Consider the following 19303-nt stretch of genomic DNA (forward strand, 5'->3'; position numbering starts at 1 on the left):
TGTCATTTATATTTTATCAGTATAAAATTATCTACTTAATTGAAAAATAATAATAAAAACCATGACGATGTTTCATAAACATTAGACCATTCTGATTTAGTGGTTAGAAATATATAGCAATTAAAATCTTTTGGTGGCAAATTTTCTATTTGCGAACCATCTTTTGTTTAACCATTGCTTATCGGCAATAGAGCATAATCAAGCATTATATTTAAAATATAGTACAGCAAAAGATAAAATAGCAAAAGCGAGGTAGCTATGTTTAGCGTGAATAAAGAGTGGGCATTTGTGATGCTGACCTGCTTTTTTGAATTGTGTTGGATTTTGGGGTTTAGCATCGCAACAGAGCTTTGGCAATGGGTTATTATTGTGTCTCTTATTATTGTTGATTTTACATTCTTGACCAATGCCTGTAAGACAATACCTACAGGCACGGTTTATGCTATATTTTCGGGCGTTGGTGCGGTTGGTGCAACAGTAATTGATATATTGCTTTTTGACAAAGAAATTAAGTTAATTCAGCTTTTTTTTGTGGCACTAATTATTATTGGTGTTGTACAACTCAAACGAGCTGATAGCTAATATTATAATATAAGGACAATTTTAATCATGGGATGGCTGTTGATATTAATTGCATCAGTTTTTGAAGTAATTGGTGCAATTGGCCTTAAGCTATATGCAGAGCAAAAAAGTCTGCTTAGACTTGTTTTGTATTGGGGGGGGTTTTTTGTTTCTTTTATACTTTTTTACTTTTCACTTCATTATCTTGAATTGAGCATTGTGTACCCTGTTTGGGTTGGCCTTGGCACATCGGGAGCGGTGCTAGCTAATATGCTGCTATTTAATGAACCTAAAAACACACCTCGGTTATTTGGGCTGGCCATTATTATCATAGGTGTTGTGGGTTTACATTCTACTTTATAATGAGTTATGACTGAATTAATAAATAAAAAAACCGGAGATAAACTCCGGTAACGCAAAGCGTAAGTAAGATAAGGATGAATGAATAAAAATGAAATTAAATTTCGTTAGCATGCTCTTTTAAGAAACTTGCAACGCCTTTAGGATTTGCTTGCATACCTTTTTTACCTTTTTCCCATTGTGCTGGGCAAACTTCGCCGTGTTCTTCATGGAATTGGAACGCATCAACAATACGGATCATTTCGTCAATATTACGACCAATTGGTAAATCATTGATTGTTTCATGACGTACAATTCCTGATTTATCAATAAAGAATGAAGCACGTAGTGCAACACCAGCTTCTGGATGTTCAACGCCATAAGCTTGCATAATTGAGTGTTTGATATCCGCAATAATTGGGAACTTGACTTCACCAATACCGCCTTTTTCTTGAGGTGTATTGCGCCATGCATTATGTACATATTCAGAGTCCATAGAAACACCGATGACTTCAACCCCTCGTTTTTTAAATTCTTCTAGGCGGTTATCAAATGCGATAATTTCTGATGGGCAAACAAAAGTAAAGTCCATTGGCCAAAAGAAGATAACGGCATATTTACCTTGAATATGTTGTGATAAATTGAAGTTGTTAACAATTTCACCAGAGCCTAAAACAGCGGTTGATGTAAAGTCTGGGGCTTGTCGGGTGACTAATGTCATAGTGGTTCTCCTTAATAAATAAATGTAAAGCATATTGCGTAGCATTATAGCAATTAAAACCTATTGTCCAAGTTGTTATAAGCAATCGATATCATAAGTTTTAGCTATTGAATATTCAATTATCATTTGATATTAGTAATTGATTTTTTGGGTTTGCCTTTATTTTTAGTGTCACGATGGCGCTGTTTTACTTTTTTCTTTTTTGCCTGCTCTTGTTTTTTGCTTGTGCTTTTTTGTTTGGCTTTTTGTGAGGGCTTTTTCTTAGTTGTCGGTTTTGGCGCTTTTGTTTTAGGACGCAATTCGTCAATTATTCTTAACTTGATCGGTTCTTGAATGTAGCGCTCAATTTTTTGCAACAAATCGTTATCATGTGCTTCGACTAGTGTTATTGCAGTGCCTTTTTTCCCTGCGCGAGCAGTGCGACCAATGCGGTGCAAGTAAACATCTGCGGTTTTCGGGGCATCAAAATTAATAACGTGGGTGATATCGTCAATATCAATTCCACGTGCTGCAACATCAGTTGCAACCAGTACATTAACAGTATTATTGCTAATTCTTTTGATTGCTTCGTTGCGTTTTGCTTGTACCATTTCGCCTTCTAAATAGCAACTGTGGATGCCAGCTTGATGCAGTAGGTTAACTAATTCGTGCACACGTTCACGTTTACGAACAAATACAATGGTTTTTTTTAATTCTTGTTGTTTTAATAAATGAGTAAGTAGTGCCACTTTATGGGGTAAGTCGTCAGCACGATAATAGAATTGTAAGATCTTTTTTCGCTCTTTACGTGATGGATCGGCATTGATTTCAATTGGTGTATTTAAAATACGACTGGCAAAATTATGCAGCCCTTCGCCTTCAAGTGTAGCTGAAAATAATAAAGTTTGCTTACGCCAGCGAGTTTCGGCTGATATGGTTTCGACATCTTGCGAAAAGCCCATGTCTAGCATGCGATCCGCTTCATCTAAAATCAACATTTCAACAGCTCGACAATCGAAATTCTCTTCTTTTATATATTGTAATAATCGACCTGTTGTTGCTATAACGATATCTTGGTTTTTACTAAATACCTCGGCGTGATTCATATAAGCAACACCGCCGGTAATAGTTGCAATACTTAAATGGGTGGATTCGGTTACTAATTTTGCTTGTTCGGCAATTTGCATAGCAAGCTCACGCGTTGGTGTTAAAATCAAAATGCGTGGTGGACCTGGTTTACGACGTGGAAAGTCCAATAAATGTTGTACAGCAGGAATTAAAAAAGCCAGTGTTTTACCGGTACCCGTAGGCGCGGAGCCTAAAATATCTTTGCCATCTAAAGCAACGGGGATGGTTTGCGCTTGGATAACTGTTGGAGTATTTATATTTTGTGCTTGAAGATTGTGAATTAATATATCATCTAATTCTAAATCAGAAAAAGTGTATGCTGTCATAGTGTTCTTGTTATCTAAAATTATAGGGCACATTATAACGGCAATTGTTATAACTACAATCAATAAAAGTGTGATGGATTATTATTCGTTCCTTATGGGGTGTTTCATTGTATGCAATTTGTTGTGATTTAACAGTCTATTTGTGTGTCTAATAATTACACGCTTTATTTCAGCAAAACTTATCATCGCTGGTTATTTATGGTAAGATTAAGGGTATTATTATATCATGCAAAGCGATTATTTTTTACACAGTGGAAATGAAATTAATTTAATTAGTTTGGTGCTTAACCATTTTGTCAGTTAACGCAAATTAACTTAAAATTCCATATTAAATAGTACGCCTATAATCAATATCAGATAATGACTATGACTGAATGTTTCTCGAATGATAACTATAATCGACAATTAGAAAAAAAAATAGATAATTTAAAAGCATTATTATCAGACTTTTCACTTCCCGAATTAGCTGTATATTCATCGCCTATTAGCCATTATCGTATGCGTGCTGAGTTTAGAATCTGGCATGATGGCGAAGATCTTTATCATATTATGTATGATAAAAAAACAAAAAAAAGGGTTAGGATTGATCAATTTCCCATCGCAACTAAACTCATTAATCAAGCCATGCAGGCGATTTTACCTTTGTTACAACATAATCAGTTGCTTCGCCATTTATTGTTTCAAATTGATTATTTTTCGACATTAAGTGGTGAGTTATTAATTACGCTTTTGTATCACAAAAAATTAAGCGATGAGTGGATCATTGAAGCAAAAAAATTAAAAGAGCAATTAGCTGAACAGGGCATAGATGCCAGTATTGTCGGGCGAGCTAGTAATCAAAAAATAGCGATTGATGTTGATTATATTGATGAAGCTTTGCCAGTAATGGATAAGACGTTTCTTTATCGCCAAGTTGAAAATAGTTTTACTCAACCTAATGCTGCGGTAAATATTAAAATGCTACAGTGGGCTGTATCTGTTACTAAAAACTCATCGGGTGATTTACTTGAGTTTTATTGTGGTAATGGTAACTTTTCAATAGCGTTGGCGCAAAACTTTCGTAAAGTGTTGGCAACCGAAATTGCTAAAGCATCGGTTTATTCAGCTCAGTATAATATTGCAGTTAACCACATTGATAATCTTATTGTTGTACGATTATCGGCCGAAGAATTTACTAGTGCAATTAAAAAAGAACGCGAGTTTAATCGTTTAAAAGGAATTAATTTAGATGATTATCAGTGTGATACGGTACTTGTTGATCCACCCCGTGGTGGATTGGATTTAAATACCATTGAGATATTGACATCCTATAAAACTATTATTTATATTTCGTGTAATCCTTATACATTGCGTGATAATTTGCAGTTATTGACCAAGACACATTCAATTCAACATTTGGCTATGTTTGATCAGTTTCCTTATACCGAACATATCGAAACAGGTATTGTGTTGTGTAAAAAATAACAGGATATAATATTCAAAATAGGATATTTTTGCTAAAATATCCTCATATTTATACCTTACTACTTATTGTTTCAAGTATACATACATAGTTACATAGATTTATAATAAAAAAAACCCTAGGTAAACTAGGGCTGCATTAAATTGCAAGGAATGGATGAAAGGAAATAAAACAATGAAACAATAATGTCTAGCCTCATGAATCATTGTGTAGCTACTATAGCAAAGACAAACAAACTTATTAATGACATGATCATTACAAAATAGTCATTAAACTATCATGTTTGGTTTGGCGTCTATCATTTATTCTGTTGTGATATTAGGCAATTTCGACAACAGACAAATAACAAAGGAAGTATTCAAACATGAAATTGTTAGTAGTTGAAGATGAGCAAAAAACAGGCGAGTATCTTCGCCAAGGTTTAATTGAATCTGGATTTGTTGTTGATCTGGCAAACAATGGTCTTGATGGTTATCATAAGGCAATGACTGAGGATTATGATTTAATTATTTTAGATGTCATGTTGCCAGATATTGTTGGTTGGAAAATTGTTCAGTCGCTGCGTGAAGCAGGCAAAGATACCCAAATCATGTTACTCACGGCTATGGGGCGTGTAGAAGATAAAGTAAAAGGCCTTAACTTAGGAGCAGATGATTATTTAGTAAAACCTTTTTCATTTGCTGAATTATTGGCACGAGTTAAATCAATGCTTCGACGTAATGTGCCTCAAGTTAATAATTCTCAATTGAGTATTGCTGATCTGGTCATGGATCTCCCTAAACGGACGGTAACACGTGGTGATAAACGTATTGATTTAACTAATAAAGAGTTTTTATTATTAGAGTATTTTTTACGTTATCCGGGCGAAGTGTTACCACGCTCGCTAATTGCTTCTCAAGTTTGGGATATGAATTTTGATAGTGATACTAATGTAATTGATGTTGCGATTCGTCGATTACGTAATAAAATCGATGCTGATTTTGAGCCAAAATTAATTCATACAGTCCGTGGAATGGGGTATAAGTTAGATGTCTTGGATGAAAACGAATAAGTTAATCTCATTTCGTTTGCCTCTTGTTGTTTGTTTGTTAACTTGTGGCTTGCTTTATTGTTTTAGTTTTTTTATTGAACGTTCTTTTGAAAAACTTTCAATTCAACAAAATGTCTCTGAGCTAAATTCGGTTATTGACTCCATTGAACGTGAACTTGTGTATTATTCTCCAGACGATAATCGTGATGAATTTATTCAGAATTTGTTATTAATTCTAACTGGGCATCATCGTTTATTTGTTTATATCATTGATGATGCAGGTAAAATTGTTTACCGAACACGTGGACCAAATTTAGCATTTGCTAAAACTCAGATTGATTTTGACACCATTATTAAAAATCATAGCACTGATGTTTGGAATCAAGATAAAGCATCATATCGAGTTGCTGCATCAAGCGTTGTTATTGAAAATGGTAAACAATATACAACTATAGCTGCTGTTGGTCGTGATTTACATATTGAATTTATTCAGCGATTACACGATGGTTTAGGATTACTTATTGGTATTGCTTGTATTTTGGCATTAATTGGTTCTTTTATTAGTATCTATTTTACCCAAAAACCGATTAATCGATTGATTAAAAAGATCGAAAAAATTAATCTTAAAAGCTTGAATTACCGTATTCCTACATCGCTGGTTCCCATTAAATACGTTAGCTTAGTCAAAGCATTTAATAATATGCTTAATCGTATGGAGGATGTGTTTCAGCGTCAACGCAATTTCACGGCAGATATTGCCCATGAAATGCGAACACCGATTACCAATCTAACAACTCAAACGCAAATTGTGCTGAGTAATGCTAGATCGACGAATGAATACCGTGAGATTTTATATTCTAATTTAGAAGAATACGAAAAAATGTCGCAGATGATTTCTGATATGCTATTTTTAGCTCAAGCAGATAATCGTCAACTGGTACCTAATTTAATTGATATTGATTTACATGATATGATCACCATGATGTGTGAGTATTTTGAACCACTTACTGATGAGAAAAATATTATCTTTAATCTTGAAGGTAATTGTTCCCATATTCAAGGGGATAAGATGATGTTAGGGCGAGCAATTAGTAATATTTTATCCAATGCAATTCGTTATACACCAGAAAACCAAATTATCACTATAACTTTAAACCAAGTCAGTGAGAAACGCATTAGGATTATTATAGCTAACCCGGGTAAAAAAATTGATAGCAAACATTTGCCACATCTTTTTGAGCGGTTTTATCGGGTTGATGAATCACGTCACCGTAATGGTAAAGATCGTTCGGGTACAGGCATAGGGCTTGCGATCGTTAAATCCATTGTTGAAACACATAAAGGCTCTATTTATGCTGAATCTGATGAGCAATCTACGAGATTTATTATTAATTTACCAACGGCTATTTAACATCAAAGTCGCTTATCAATAAATTAGCTGCTGTATAAGCAGCTTTTTCTTTTAGTTCTTGCGGTACATGATCGTTACGGACAATGTCGTCCAACACTTGCATGACAGCGCCTAAGGCATCTTCAATATAACCTAGTTCATTACTGCCAATTTGCGCATATTTTTCACAAATAAGTGCGCTATATTGATTTATTAACTTCATTTTTTGATTCCACCTATAAAAAGTTAGTTAAGCGCTGATAAACTTGCTCAGCTTGAATGGTTTGCATGCTTTTCTCTTTTGAGATAATGCTGAATTGATTTTTTCCATAGCCACCGATTAAATTTGGATCGGTTTGGCCAAATAAAGTAATGTTAGGACGATCCAATGCGGCAGTTAAGTGACTTAATCCTGTATCAACCGAAACAACCGCTTTTGCTCCAGCAATAATCCTTGCTATGTTAGAAAGTGGAAGTTTGGGAAGAACTTCGACATGTTGAAAGCCTTGAGCTAAGCGAATTGCTCGTGCTTGTTCATGTGGCGCCCCCCAAGGTAGCTTTATTCTTAATCCTGTCGGTTCAACTAATTTAATTAATTTTCGCCAAGCGTCTTCATTCCAATGCTTTTCATCGCGTGTTGTTGCATGTAAAAAAATTAGATACTGCTGATTATCGCTAGGTAGTGAAGATAAAAAGTGGCGCGCAATGGCATAATCACCCATTGAATTAGGTAGCTTGTACTGTAGACTTTGCGCAAACAGTAATCTAATACGCTCAATGGCATGCATCTGTTTGGGTACATTGTGTTTTACATCATAAAACCAACTGGCAATGGGTTCTTTAATGCTGTTTCGATCTAAACCATGCTTAATGCCTTGAGCTTTACGAGTAATAAGAAATGCACTTTTAATGAGTCCTTGCGCATCAATAATCACATCATATTGTTGTTGTCTTAAGGTATTAATAAAATCATGTCGCTCTTGGCGAATTGATTTAGCAAACCAATTTTTTCGCCAGCGTCTTATTGCAACAGGGAGCACTTTATTTACTGCAAAGTGCCAGCTGGGTATTTGGGCAAAATTTTCTTCTACTACCCAATCAAAAGTGATATCAGGTAAGTTGTTAGTAGCATCCGTTAATGCCGGTAGAGTATGGAGCACATCCCCCATGGATGACGTTTTAATCACTAATACTCGCATTATTCATTACTCTTTTGGCAACGTATGATAAGTTTCATCAAGGTTTCAAATACAATATCGGGTTTAATATCGATTAGACTTTGATGATAACCTTGTTCGGCATCGCCTTTACGGACGCGATGGTATCCGGTAATTAGGCGGATAACTTTGGCTTTATCAGACAGTGGTGGGGTAAAATCAGGGCTACTTGGTCCATAAAGTGCAACTAGAGGTCTGTCTAAAGCGGCAGCAATATGCATTAATCCTGAGTCATTAGTCACAATGGCTTTACAAGCTGCAATTAAACTAACTGCTTGCTCTAATTCGGTTTGACCGGCTAGATTAATGCACTTATCGCGATGTATCATTTTGGCAAGGATTTGTTCACCCACTATACGATCATTTTTGGAACCCAAAATAATAACTTTGGCGTGTTGTTGAACTAGCATATCAGCAAGAGCGGCGTAATGATAATCGGGCCAACGTTTTGCCGGCCCAAATTCAGCCCCTGGACAAAAGCCAATTAATGGTTCATCTTGTGTAATTGCAAAGGTTAAAAGGGCTTGAATTATTTCGTCTTGTTCAACATTGAGTTTTGGCCATAACAAGGGTTGTGGTAAATCAGAAGACGAATGAATTTTATCTTTGGGATATGCAAGGGCAATATAGCGTTCAACCATTAACGGAAATGCCTGTTTATCGAGTTTTCGCAGGTCATTTAATAATCCATAGCGAATTTCACCTTTCCAGCCTGTGCGCTTAGGAATTTTTGCGAAAAATGGAATCATTGCCGATTTGAAAGAATTAGGCAACACAATTGCCTGATCATAATGGTTATCACGCAGTGATTTTCCTATTTCGCGACGTTTTGCTAAAGCAAACTCACCATGGCCTAATGGCATTGCAATTGCTTGATTTACTTCTGGCATTTTATTTAACAGCGCTCGACACCAAGCCGGTGCTAATACATCAATTTGATTATTAGAATCAAGTTGTTTTAATGTGCGATACAAACTTTGCGACATCATCATATCGCCAACCCATGAAGGACCAATAATGAGTGTTTTCATTTAATTAATTCCCTTTATTGTTCATTGAGCCATTTCATATATTCCGCAGTTCCTTCAGCAACAGTTTTAAATTCGATTGGACATGTTGTTTGTCTAAATTTAGTCATATCAGCTTGAGTATAGCTTTGGTAACGCCCTTTTAGATGCTCAGGGAAAGGAATATAATCAATTTCGCCTTTTTTATGATAGTTAAGTACCGCATCAGCAACAGCTTGAAATGATTCTGCTCGACCTGTTCCACAGTTATAAATGCCCGAGATTTTGTTTTTCCAGAACCATAAATTGACCGCAACGACATCACCAACATAAATAAAGTCACGTTTAAAATTCTCACTACCAGCAAAGAGTTTTGGTTTTTCACCTTTGTTAATCTGTTCATTTAAATGAAATGCAACACTTGCCATGCTACCTTTGTGCGATTCGCGAGGTCCATAGACATTAAAATAACGGAATCCGCAAACTGGTGAATTAGCTTGGGGTAATAGTTGTCTTACGTATAGGTCGAATAAGAACTTAGAATATCCATAAACATTTAAAGGTTTTTCGTAAGCGCGATCTTCAATAAAGTTATCACTGCGTCCACCATAAGTTGCGGCAGATGATGCATATAAAAATGGAATGTTGAAGTCTAAACAGTAATGCAGTAAGTCTTTTGAATAGTCATAGTTGTTTTCCATCATAAATTTACCATCCCATTCAGTGGTTGATGAACAAGCACCTTGGTGAAAAACAACATCAATATCGAGATCTTCATGACTAATAATAGCTGCGATAAACTCGTCTTTATCCATATAATCGGCAATATCTAGATCAGCCAAATTGGCAAATTTAGTGCCGTCGGTTAAATCATCAACAACTAAAATGTCTTTATGTCCTAGATCATTTAGACCTTTCACAATATTACTACCAATAAATCCAGCACCGCCAGTTACAACAATCATGCTTATTTTCCTTAACCAATAAAATTAATCTGCTTATCATACCGATTTATGGCAAAATTTTCGAGTAATCATTTAAAAATGCATGGTGAGTACGGGTTTATTTATGAGTTTATTTTATTTTTTGCGGTAACTAATATATATCTTGCTAAATTAAGATAAGGTTCAATTTGGCAATACTTTTGTTCAAGTTCTAATAACTGCTCAAAGTGAGTTTCGGCCTTGGAGTTATTGGTAAGATAATCATGAAAAATGCGAATCCCTGTTTTTTGTAAGATAGTAAAATCTAACTGTGTCAGCCAGTGATATACGTCTGTTGGAACTCTTGGAAAATCAGGAGAAAGTGTCTTTTTTTTGCGTTTAGCTAAACCCGATTGCGTGTAACCAAAATTGCCTAATGTAACGGTTTTAAATAAAAGCGCATGATAGTTATAAAACATTAACGATAAATAACCCTCAGGGTTTAGATGTTTTTTTAATGATGTTATTAATTCAATTGGCTCAGCTATCCATTCTAAAACTGCATGACAAATGACTAAATCAAACTGTTGGCTAATTAAGTTATCGAGCTGTTGAATAGGGCAGCAAAGACAATTTATATTTACCTTTTCTGCTTGAGCTTTTTGTTTTGCCACTGCCAGCATTTGTTCAGAAATATCACAGAGTGTTACTTGATGTCCAAGCTTGGCAAGTCTGCAGGCGATTTGGCCTTGCCCACCGCCGGCATCAAGTATGGTTAGTGGCTTATTGGTTGGATAAGTTGATAAAATTTTTTCTAGTTCTTTCCATACTACCGCTTCGCGAATTTTGCCTTTGGTTGTGCCATAAATATTTTGTGCAAATTTATTGCTGATGTCATCAAAATTACGATCTTGTTTATTCATGAGTTATTTTTGATTGTTTAACTGTTTTGCTTCATCATTTATTTGTGCTATTTTAGCTGCCATCAGGCTATAGCACTGTTCCATTAAGGCTCTAGCATCTTCTTTGCCCAGATCTTTTGTTTCGACAGGATCTAGCATTTCAATAATAACATACCCATTATTTAGACGATTAAGCTTGATATCATTGGTTTGCGATACACAAATTGGCACAATGGGTACACCAGCTGCAATTGCGGCTTTAAATGCGCCTGTTTTAAACGGTAACAATCCACGTCCACGGCTACGAGTACCTTCTGGAAACATCCAAATAGATATGCCACGTTTTTTGATTTCATTGACAACTTGTTCAATTGTATCGCGAGCTTTTGATTTATTATTACGATCAATAAGAATATTGCCGGTAAGGTAATAAAGTTGTCCAAAAAATGGAATCCAAGCCAGACTTTTTTTACCGACCGTGACTGTTTTAGGCTGTACCACATCACCTGCTACAACGACATCATAGTTATCTTGGTGATTGGCAATATAGACGCAGCTACCCATTTTTCTAATATCAGGGGAGAGGCGAGTATCAACTTTCACACCGAATATTGGTTTAAAGAAAAAACTAAATAAATGTGCAAATCTTGCCACATTTTTAGGATTTCTTGGATTGAATAAGCAAAATAGAGTGCCTAACACGCAAATGACAATACCAATAATAACAACACTAATTAAGCGAAAGAGAAATACCATAATTTACCTCATAAGTTAACTTCACGTATTATATACATAATCTAAACTAATATACAGTTTGTTAAATACTGTTGTTAAAGGGAAATTTATGCATAAATCGACGATTATTTGGAATGAAAATCAGATGCCTGTTTCTGTTCATTTTGATGATGTGTATTTTAATACCGAAGGCGCTATTGACGAAACAAGGTACGTATTTATTGAAGGTAATGATTTAACTCAGCGTTTTTTAGAGCATAAGCAAAATACATTTATTGTTGGCGAAACAGGTTTTGGTTCGGGACTAAGTTTTTTGATTTTATGGCAAACGTTTTTAAATTTTAGAAGTCAGCATCCGCATCATATACTTAAACATCTTGCTTTTTTCAGTGTCGAAAAGTATCCATTATCATTAGATGAACTTATAAAGGTGCATGATAATGTGATTTATAAAAATGAAATGTTATTTTCGTTAGCAAAACAACTTCAGGCTAGTTTGATTGATTCTACTTGCCGGTTTGAAAACGTTAGTTTAACAATATGTTATGATGATATTCGCTATTTTTCTGATTTTTTAGCGAAGCAAAATGTATTGATTGATGCTTGGTTTTTTGATGGATTTTCTCCAGCTAAAAATCCTGATATGTGGTCAGAACCATTATTTAAAGATTGTTATGCATTGACGGCAACAAATGGTTCTTTTGCCACGTTTACTGCGGCTGGATTTGTGCGACGAAATTTGCTGAATGCTGGATTCAAAGTGCACAAACGCAAAGGATTTGGGGTAAAACGCGAAATGTTAATTGGGTATAAAGATGTGTAACCTTGCCAAGGTAATTGGCAAGGTAAAACGATGGATAAGTTTTATTTGGTTTAAAAATCAAATTGATAAATCAGATCTAATGTTTGTGCTAAGCTTGATGTAGCATCTAAATAGAGACTAGGCATTAGGCGGTAACGCAAAGTAAAAGTGGCCAGTGAATCAAATATGCCTACGCCATACTTGAGTTGTAAGTTAGGTAATATGTAACCACTCACCACAACTTTAGAGTTATTACCTGCACCTTGCGTATCAAGTGTTAGATTTTTGATACCAAATGCATTACCGATATCGCCAATATATTTACCGGTTTTTGCTGTGCCAATACCAACGAGTAATGCGGTCATCATGTCACTGTCACTTTGTTCCGCACTATCAAGTCCTTGACCCCGAATTAAGTAGGAAAGGGCTTCTTGCTGTGACATGGCCGGATCTGAAAACACTTCAATTTTAGGCGATTCCGAGGATCCTGTAACCCGAATTCCCGCCATGATATTACTATTATCCATAGATTCAGGATTACGGATTGCTTCAATGTCAAGCATGGCTTGATCTGTCGAGCCTGAAAATGTAATTATGCCTTTGTGGATAACCAAATCCTGTCCATAAGCATGGAATCGGCCTGTCGGAATCAAAACCTCGCCATGCAGATCAAGCCCCTTATTGGTTTGTGCCGCAATCAAGTTGCCTTTAAGTGAGGCTTTTAATCCAAAAGCATCGACCATAACTTGATCACCAATAGCAATTTCAAGATGGCTAAAGATTTTCATACCAAATTTTTGTGGATTAATTTCTTTTCGATTTATATCGAGCATTACTTCATCTGGTGATACATCAATACTCGATGATGGAAGTGATTCAACCGTTATTTTACCTTTTGGAATGCTCACTTTACCTAATAATGCTAGTTCATCTTGTGTTGCACTGATTTTAATATCGGGAACGATGGTCATAGCAATCATTGGTGGCACAGACACTTCCATGGCAGCGCCATTAACCGTTAACGAGGCTTGCCATTTATCAAAAGTGTTCCAGCTGGCATTACCATTAATATTAACATTGCCAGCTTGTGTAGCTAAAATACCTTTTAAAGTAGATGATTTACCCGTGAAATTGACATCAAACTTAGCTGATTTTACATCAATTGGTAATTGGCTTGATTTTATTTCACTATTTTGTAAGTTAATGTTACCTGTAAGCAATGGGTCATTGAGTGATCCAGAAAATTTAACCTTACCATTAATGGCTCCTTTGGCATAATCTTTGCTATCTAATAACGGATTAATAATTGCTAACGCCAAATGATCGATATTTAATTGGCCACTTAATGCTTTTTGATTAATTGGATCTGTTATAACGATATTCCCGCTAATTTTTCCTAGTTTATTTAGGCCAAAAATCCAATCTAATTTAGCTTGTTGTTCATTAAATTCTGCATCAATCTTAAAAAGATCGAAAGGAAGTGGCAACGACTGCGAGGTCACCATTTGTTGAATATAAACATCATGGCTGGTTATATTTGCTTTTATTGATGGTATTTCAGTGTCATTTTTAAATTGGATGATGACTTTACCATTTACATTACCAGTAAGTTTGGTTTCACCATCATTAGGTATCGGTAGTTTAGATAGATTAATTTCTTTTAAAGTAATACTCGTATCGCTGTTTTTAGTTAGCGAAAATTGTTTATCAAGGCAAATAGTTGATTTTCCATTTATCCAGCAATGGGAATTAATGGTTGGAATTTGATTATTCACATCATAAGCTAAATCCATAGATTTAGCGAGTTGCCAATTATTGTTCTTGCCTAAATTAAGTAGGGCATGTGGAATGGTTGCACTCCATTTTGTGCGTGCTTTATCAAGCTGTCCAGTTAGTGAGGTCTTTAATGATGCTGGCTCACCATCAATATTAACGGTTAAAGTATGCTGCCTTTCACTGCCAGATAGATCAATAGTTGCTTTTTTGATGGTTTTGCTTGGCAATTCTATTGATTGACCGGTTAGTTTGATGTTACCACTGACTTGATTTTTATATTCAACTTTGCCAACAAGATTGGCTTTAGCAACTTTGATCGTGTCAAAAGAAAGTGAGTTAACCAACAAATTGGTATCAATAGTGGTATTGCTAGCAGCGCCATTGAGTTTAATATTGCCCGCAATTGATCCTTGCATGCCCTCAATCAATAGCGATAGTGATTCGAAATTTAACTTCGCAAGTAAGCTGCCTCTTTCACTTGAGCCATTTAAATTGAGCTGATTTTTCCCCCATTTAATCGCAAAATCATCTGCAGTGGCTTTATTTTCAGAGTTAACAAATAGATTACCTGATGTCGAAAAATCGGCATGTTTGATATTACCTTTTAACTGTAAATTGGACAAATTAAATGCCCATTTGTCTCTCTCTAGCGAGCCGGTTGTTTTCAATTGTCCGTTTAATCGAATTGGATAATTTGGTAATTCTTTGGTGATATCAACGTTATTGAGTTTTATGTCGGTATCCCATTGCAGGGCTTGTTGCCAATTTGCAGTTCCTGCTATATTAATTTCACCTTGAGGTAATTTAATTATGCCATGGTCGATTATTGCACCTTGATTGGTGCCTGTACCAGCAATATCAAACATAGTATTGGCTAATTGTTCTCCTTTTATATGACCTTTAGCTGACATTTGATACTGCTGCACGTTACCATTTATTGATGCATCAAAATCATTTAATTCATATTGCGCTTGCCCTTCCATTGGCCATTGAATATGCTTACCTTCGAATTGGGTCATGATAGGTAGGTATTTTTCAATAAAATTGATGTGTCCACTTAGTTTCATCTGATTTGAACCGTTCATGGTTGTATTGACTAACAACTCACCCAGCAATTTTCCTGAAAACTGTGCATCAAATTGGTTTTGTTCGGTACTTGCTTTCACTAACGCTAGTACTGGCCAATCGTCATATAATGTGATTTCGCCCGAAACCGAAGCATGTCCGCTTGCGTAAGGGGTGGTAGCATCTGTATCGACTTGTTTTACAATGATACGACTATTAACGATATTAGTTTGAATGACAACGTTATTGAATCGATAATCTTGCCCCCCCATATGTAATAACCAGTTATTACCAGTTAAACTTGTCACATTAATATTTAATGGAATATTAACTTGAGGTAATGAGTCAATCAGTGGTTGATTAAAAAGTTGGCTGATTTTTTCATTAAGCGAGATATCTTCAACTGTTGCTTTAACGGGTGCATTGGTTATTTTATTATCCGCAAAAATAGCGCTTAAATCTGTTGCTACAGCCGGATAAACATAAATTTGATTATTAACCCACGTTGCTTTACCAGTAAAGTCTGACATACCAAATTGCATATCATCAACGGTGACTTTTATCTTTGTTAGGTGGGTATTTTTAAGATCTATAGGTAACGGTGTTTTAAGTTCAAAACGTATTTCTGTGCTGGGCTCTTCGCTAGGTGAACTATCTATTTGTTCGGTATTAATTGAAACATTTACACCATTGGCATTAAATTGATTGATACAGATTTCGGTTTTTAATAAACAAAGTCCAGTAAGTGAAAGTGAGGCATCATTGACTTGAACATTAACACCTGGTAATTGTAGCGAAAGACCTTGAATATGCAGATTATGGAAGGTTCCCTCAACTTGTGTTATCTTTAACTCAGGTAAAAATTTATTTAAAACATAAGTGGTTAGTCTGACCCCTATACTTGTGTATATAAATAGAATAACAAAGGCAATTAGAAAAACGAAAACAGATAAAATGGCAACGCTTCGCTTTTTCCATTTATATATCCGTTTCAGGTTTTTAATTTTTTTTATTCTAACAGAATTTGTTGTCATATTATAATTCGCTTCCTAGGCCAATGTATAGGTGAATAGAACCAGTGTCTTTGTTGAGCGGTGTTGCTAAATCAATTTTTATTGGTCCAACAGGTGATGCCCAACGGATACCCAATCCTGTCCCAGTATAAAATTTGGTTTTATCAACTTTGTCTATAGCTTCGCCTGTATCTACAAACGCAGCTCCCCACCATGATCCAGATAAATTATATTGATATTCAAGCGAACCGGTAATGAGTTTAGAGGCACCTTTTAACTTGTCTTTTTTATCCTTAGGTGAAATAGATTGATAACTGTAACCTCGAATACTGCGTTCACCACCGGCAAAAAATCTGAATGAAGGTGGAACTCGGTCAAAATTGTTTGCTTGTATAATGCCAAAATTACCGCGGACTATAAATCGGTGCGATTTTTTTAGTGATCGAATCCAAGTTTGCTGTGCTTGAAAGCGTACAAAATTAATATCTGAACCTAATTCCTTTCCAGCTGCTTCAACAGAGTAACGCTGCGAATCGCCCCACATCGCTAATAATTCACCATCGGAACGGATTCTTGATAAGCTAAGCGAAGGATAATACAAAAATGTTTTAAAACTTGCATCACCTTGGGTAAAATCATCTTGTAACACATTGAAACCTAATGCTGTTTGCCATCCATAAAAATTATCCCAGTTGCGTAAAGCTCCGAACGTATAAGATCGCGAATAGGTATCATTGTTATCAATCTTTTTATAACCACCTTGGATAGTGTAATATTGCTCTAAAGGCGATTTTTTTAACGGGATTTTGTAACTCATAGTGACCAGTTGTTCTGGTGAAGATAGCGATAAGTTACTTTGAAAACTTTGTCCTCGGCTATTGATCCAAGGTTTATTCCAACCAATTTTACCGTGCACACCGTTATCAGTTGAAAAGCCTAATCCTAAATCCATATTATTTTTTTTACGGGGTGAAGTTTCTACATCGATGGGAAGTACTTTATCTTCTGTTAAATGAGGAAAATCCGGGACAACCACCACCGAATTAAACCAATTTGTTGAGGTAAGGCGTCTATTTAATGATGACAACTGCTCGGCTGTATATTCCTCACCTTCTTTAAATGGCACAATATTAGCTAAATAATCATCACGGATTTTGGCATTATGAAAAGTAACTTTACCCAATCGATAGCGTCTACCTGTCGTATAATCAATATTCCAGAAGGCTTGATGCTTAGACATTAAGACAGCTAACTGATGTTTAGGCATATTTGCATCAAAGTAACCTTTTTTTAATGATAAATTTTGCAGACTTTTCTTAAATGATTCGTAAATACCATGATTTAACACATCGCCAATTTTGGGTAAATTATTTTTTAGCAAATATTCAAAATCGGGATCTTTTTGTCCGTCCCCAGTAATATTGACATTGAGCTGCTCAACTAATACGGGTTCGCCAGGCGATATACTAACAACAAGCACTTTAGGGTTTTGTGCGTTATATTCAAAAGTAGGGGAGTAGTAACCTAAAGCGCGTAGTGCTTTTTGGGCTTCACTTTCAAAATAACGCTTAAAATTTGGGGTATCACTAACTTTGTCTGGTGTAATTAATGAAGTACGCGCCTCCACATTATCAGCAAGTTCTCCTGTTAATCCCTTAATGGATAATTTCATATCAGCATAACTTGCTGTAGCTACCATCGCTAAAAGTAAACCTAATGAACAGGAAAATCGCGACACATACACCTCGTATAATATTAAGATTCAAGTAAAGTGACATGACCAATATAGGGTAAGTGACGGTAGTGTTGAGCATAGTCAATACCATAACCCACAACAAACTCGTCAGGAATGGAAAATCCGATATATTTAACAGGAACGTTTACTTCACGCCGTGAAGGTTTATCTAGTAGTGTACAAATTTCAATACTACGTGGATGTCGCAATTTTAAAATAGCCATAACTTTGCTGAGTGTATTTCCCGTATCTATAATATCTTCGATAATCAATACATCTTTATCACGGATATCTTCGTCTAAGTCTTTTAATATTTTAACATCACGGTTACTAATAATAGCATTACCATAGCTTGATGCTGTCATAAAATCAACTTCGTGTCCGACCGTAATTGCCCTGCTCAAATCGGCCATAAAAATGAAAGAACCACGCAAAAGGCCAACTAAAATAAGTTCATTTTGGCTATCTTTATAGTCTTGACTTATTTGTTGACCTAATTCGATTACGCGCTTTTGGATATCATCAGTAGATATCATCATGTCTAATTTGTGTTTTCTCATTAATAATACTCAAATTAACTTTTAAAAAATTAAATGAGATTCTAGCAATATTCCTTGATAAAAAGAATAAGCGAACTCATTTTTTATTAAACTAACATGCGAATGGATTTTAATATTTTATACTCAAACACCTAGTTACCTGAAACTTTTTGACAACTATTTTTAATCATTTTTTTGTGTAAACGTCGTTTTTTAAAAAACTCACTTAAAATAGCGCTACATTCGTTAGCTAGTACTCCGCCTTTAATTTCTGCATAATGGTTTATACCTTGCTGAGCAAGAATATCGATAAAAGAACCTGCCGCGCCAGTTTTGTAATCACTTGCACCATATACTACACGTTTAATACGGCTATGAATAATGGCGCCAGCACACATAATACAAGGTTCAAGAGTGACATATAAAGTTGTATTAATTATGCGATAGTTATTCAAAAATTTACCCGCTTGTTCAATAGCTATTATTTCAGCGTGAGCAGTGGGATTATGCTTACTAATGGATTGATTAAAACCTTCACCAATAATTTGATTATTTTCATCAACAATCACCGCACCGACCGGGATTTCTCCTATCGATTCGGCACGATTAGCAAGCATTAATGCACGGCGCATCCAAATTTCATCTGACATTTT

At 35.5% G+C, this 19303-nt stretch carries 18 protein-coding genes; 6 read left to right on the top strand and 12 right to left on the bottom strand.

Annotation, left to right across the window (positions count from 1 at the left end; all coding sequences use genetic code 11):
• Positions 1-258 precede the first annotated feature (258 nt).
• Entirely contained in the window at positions 259-582 is a 324-nt protein-coding gene (locus tag ACYIAL_RS02340; RefSeq protein ID WP_194240578.1) for a DMT family transporter, read from the top strand.
• Positions 583-609: 27 nt separating this feature from the next.
• Positions 610-924 (top strand): DMT family transporter, encoded by a 315-nt coding sequence (locus ACYIAL_RS02345; RefSeq protein ID WP_065639205.1) that lies wholly within the window; start codon positions 610-612, stop codon positions 922-924.
• A 94-nt stretch (positions 925-1018) separates the two neighbouring features.
• Here ACYIAL_RS02345 and ACYIAL_RS02350 read toward each other — a convergent pair whose 3' ends face one another.
• Positions 1019-1621, bottom strand: coding sequence for a peroxiredoxin C (locus tag ACYIAL_RS02350; RefSeq protein ID WP_174796105.1), 603 nt, complete (start codon positions 1619-1621; stop codon positions 1019-1021).
• 122 nt (positions 1622-1743) lie between these two features.
• On the bottom strand, positions 1744-3054 hold the full coding sequence (srmB, locus tag ACYIAL_RS02355) for an ATP-dependent RNA helicase SrmB (RefSeq protein WP_483750859.1): 1311 nt from the start codon (positions 3052-3054) through the stop codon (positions 1744-1746).
• Positions 3055-3420: 366 nt separating this feature from the next.
• Between srmB and trmA the strand changes: the two genes are divergently transcribed.
• The 3 genes from trmA to ACYIAL_RS02370 all read left to right on the top strand — a co-directional run bounded on the left by trmA (position 3421) and on the right by ACYIAL_RS02370 (position 6957).
• Complete coding sequence (gene trmA, locus ACYIAL_RS02360) at positions 3421-4518, top strand: tRNA (uridine(54)-C5)-methyltransferase TrmA (protein WP_174796107.1); 1098 nt, start codon at positions 3421-3423, stop codon at positions 4516-4518.
• Positions 4519-4880: 362 nt separating this feature from the next.
• Positions 4881-5567 carry a heavy metal response regulator transcription factor gene (locus ACYIAL_RS02365; protein WP_065639201.1) on the top strand — a complete coding sequence of 229 codons (687 nt, stop codon included), beginning with the start codon at positions 4881-4883 and terminating at the stop codon, positions 5565-5567.
• A complete protein-coding gene (locus ACYIAL_RS02370) occupies positions 5545-6957 on the top strand; it encodes a heavy metal sensor histidine kinase (protein ID WP_174796108.1) in 1413 nt (470 codons plus the stop codon). The genes ACYIAL_RS02365 and ACYIAL_RS02370 overlap by 23 nt, the downstream gene beginning before the upstream one ends.
• On the opposite strand, the gene ACYIAL_RS02375 is transcribed toward ACYIAL_RS02370, so the two are convergent.
• The 6 genes from ACYIAL_RS02375 to ACYIAL_RS02400 all read right to left on the bottom strand — a co-directional run bounded on the left by ACYIAL_RS02375 (position 6950) and on the right by ACYIAL_RS02400 (position 11741).
• Positions 6950-7150, bottom strand: a complete 201-nt coding sequence (locus tag ACYIAL_RS02375; RefSeq protein WP_174796156.1) for a YaeP family protein — start codon at positions 7148-7150, stop codon at positions 6950-6952. The two genes, ACYIAL_RS02370 and ACYIAL_RS02375, sit on opposite strands and share 8 nt — an antisense overlap.
• A 22-nt stretch (positions 7151-7172) precedes the next feature.
• Positions 7173-8135 (bottom strand): lipopolysaccharide heptosyltransferase RfaC, encoded by a 963-nt coding sequence (rfaC, locus tag ACYIAL_RS02380; protein ID WP_174796109.1) that lies wholly within the window; start codon positions 8133-8135, stop codon positions 7173-7175.
• A complete protein-coding gene (gene rfaF, locus ACYIAL_RS02385; RefSeq protein ID WP_483750860.1) occupies positions 8135-9184 on the bottom strand; it encodes an ADP-heptose--LPS heptosyltransferase RfaF in 1050 nt (349 codons plus the stop codon). Before rfaF ends, rfaC begins: the two co-directional genes overlap by 1 nt.
• A gap of 14 nt (positions 9185-9198) precedes the next feature.
• Positions 9199-10125 (bottom strand): ADP-glyceromanno-heptose 6-epimerase, encoded by a 927-nt coding sequence (rfaD, locus tag ACYIAL_RS02390; RefSeq protein WP_483750861.1) that lies wholly within the window; start codon positions 10123-10125, stop codon positions 9199-9201.
• A gap of 101 nt (positions 10126-10226) precedes the next feature.
• Positions 10227-11006 carry a methyltransferase domain-containing protein gene (locus ACYIAL_RS02395; protein WP_174796112.1) on the bottom strand — a complete coding sequence of 260 codons (780 nt, stop codon included), beginning with the start codon at positions 11004-11006 and terminating at the stop codon, positions 10227-10229.
• A gap of 3 nt (positions 11007-11009) precedes the next feature.
• The gene (locus tag ACYIAL_RS02400; RefSeq protein WP_483750862.1) at positions 11010-11741 is read right to left on the bottom strand and encodes a 1-acylglycerol-3-phosphate O-acyltransferase; all 732 of its coding nucleotides are present in this window, start codon (positions 11739-11741) and stop codon (positions 11010-11012) included.
• Between the two features lie 88 nt (positions 11742-11829).
• Here ACYIAL_RS02400 and mnmC2 point away from each other — a divergent pair, with 88 nt between their 5' ends.
• Complete coding sequence (mnmC2, locus tag ACYIAL_RS02405; protein WP_174796114.1) at positions 11830-12543, top strand: tRNA (5-methylaminomethyl-2-thiouridine)(34)-methyltransferase MnmC2; 714 nt, start codon at positions 11830-11832, stop codon at positions 12541-12543.
• 50 nt (positions 12544-12593) lie between these two features.
• On the opposite strand, the gene tamB is transcribed toward mnmC2, so the two are convergent.
• The 4 genes from tamB to tadA all read right to left on the bottom strand — a co-directional run bounded on the left by tamB (position 12594) and on the right by tadA (position 19300).
• Positions 12594-16397, bottom strand: a complete 3804-nt coding sequence (gene tamB / locus ACYIAL_RS02410; RefSeq protein WP_483750863.1) for an autotransporter assembly complex protein TamB — start codon at positions 16395-16397, stop codon at positions 12594-12596.
• Between the two features lies 1 nt (position 16398).
• Positions 16399-18075 carry an autotransporter assembly complex protein TamA gene (tamA, locus tag ACYIAL_RS02415; RefSeq protein ID WP_483750922.1) on the bottom strand — a complete coding sequence of 559 codons (1677 nt, stop codon included), beginning with the start codon at positions 18073-18075 and terminating at the stop codon, positions 16399-16401.
• A 56-nt stretch (positions 18076-18131) separates the two neighbouring features.
• Complete coding sequence (hpt, locus tag ACYIAL_RS02420) at positions 18132-18671, bottom strand: hypoxanthine phosphoribosyltransferase (RefSeq protein ID WP_065639191.1); 540 nt, start codon at positions 18669-18671, stop codon at positions 18132-18134.
• A 131-nt stretch (positions 18672-18802) separates the two neighbouring features.
• Complete coding sequence (tadA, locus tag ACYIAL_RS02425) at positions 18803-19300, bottom strand: tRNA adenosine(34) deaminase TadA (RefSeq protein WP_065639190.1); 498 nt, start codon at positions 19298-19300, stop codon at positions 18803-18805.
• Positions 19301-19303: the final 3 nt, after the last annotated feature.

The sequence above is a fragment of the Gilliamella sp. X-57 genome (assembly GCF_057063565.1).

Excerpts from the sequence above, each read along its gene's own strand:
- tadA (WP_065639190.1), bottom strand. The coding sequence starts at position 19,300 with ATGTCAGATGAAATTTGGATGCGCCGTGCATTAATGCTTGCTAATCGT.
- ACYIAL_RS02370 (WP_174796108.1), top strand. The coding sequence starts at position 5,545 with ATGTCTTGGATGAAAACGAATAAGTTAATCTCATTTCGTTTGCCTCTT.
- rfaF (WP_483750860.1), bottom strand. The coding sequence starts at position 9,184 with ATGAAAACACTCATTATTGGTCCTTCATGGGTTGGCGATATGATGATG.
- hpt (WP_065639191.1), bottom strand. The coding sequence starts at position 18,671 with ATGAGAAAACACAAATTAGACATGATGATATCTACTGATGATATCCAA.
- mnmC2 (WP_174796114.1), top strand. The coding sequence starts at position 11,830 with ATGCATAAATCGACGATTATTTGGAATGAAAATCAGATGCCTGTTTCT.
- rfaD (WP_483750861.1), bottom strand. The coding sequence starts at position 10,125 with ATGATTGTTGTAACTGGCGGTGCTGGATTTATTGGTAGTAATATTGTG.
- trmA (WP_174796107.1), top strand. The coding sequence starts at position 3,421 with ATGACTGAATGTTTCTCGAATGATAACTATAATCGACAATTAGAAAAA.
- ACYIAL_RS02340 (WP_194240578.1), top strand. The coding sequence starts at position 259 with ATGTTTAGCGTGAATAAAGAGTGGGCATTTGTGATGCTGACCTGCTTT.
- tamA (WP_483750922.1), bottom strand. The coding sequence starts at position 18,075 with ATGGTAGCTACAGCAAGTTATGCTGATATGAAATTATCCATTAAGGGA.
- tamB (WP_483750863.1), bottom strand. The coding sequence starts at position 16,397 with ATGACAACAAATTCTGTTAGAATAAAAAAAATTAAAAACCTGAAACGG.
- ACYIAL_RS02365 (WP_065639201.1), top strand. The coding sequence starts at position 4,881 with ATGAAATTGTTAGTAGTTGAAGATGAGCAAAAAACAGGCGAGTATCTT.
- srmB (WP_483750859.1), bottom strand. The coding sequence starts at position 3,054 with ATGACAGCATACACTTTTTCTGATTTAGAATTAGATGATATATTAATT.
- ACYIAL_RS02400 (WP_483750862.1), bottom strand. The coding sequence starts at position 11,741 with ATGGTATTTCTCTTTCGCTTAATTAGTGTTGTTATTATTGGTATTGTC.
- ACYIAL_RS02345 (WP_065639205.1), top strand. The coding sequence starts at position 610 with ATGGGATGGCTGTTGATATTAATTGCATCAGTTTTTGAAGTAATTGGT.
- rfaC (WP_174796109.1), bottom strand. The coding sequence starts at position 8,135 with ATGCGAGTATTAGTGATTAAAACGTCATCCATGGGGGATGTGCTCCAT.
- ACYIAL_RS02350 (WP_174796105.1), bottom strand. The coding sequence starts at position 1,621 with ATGACATTAGTCACCCGACAAGCCCCAGACTTTACATCAACCGCTGTT.
- ACYIAL_RS02395 (WP_174796112.1), bottom strand. The coding sequence starts at position 11,006 with ATGAATAAACAAGATCGTAATTTTGATGACATCAGCAATAAATTTGCA.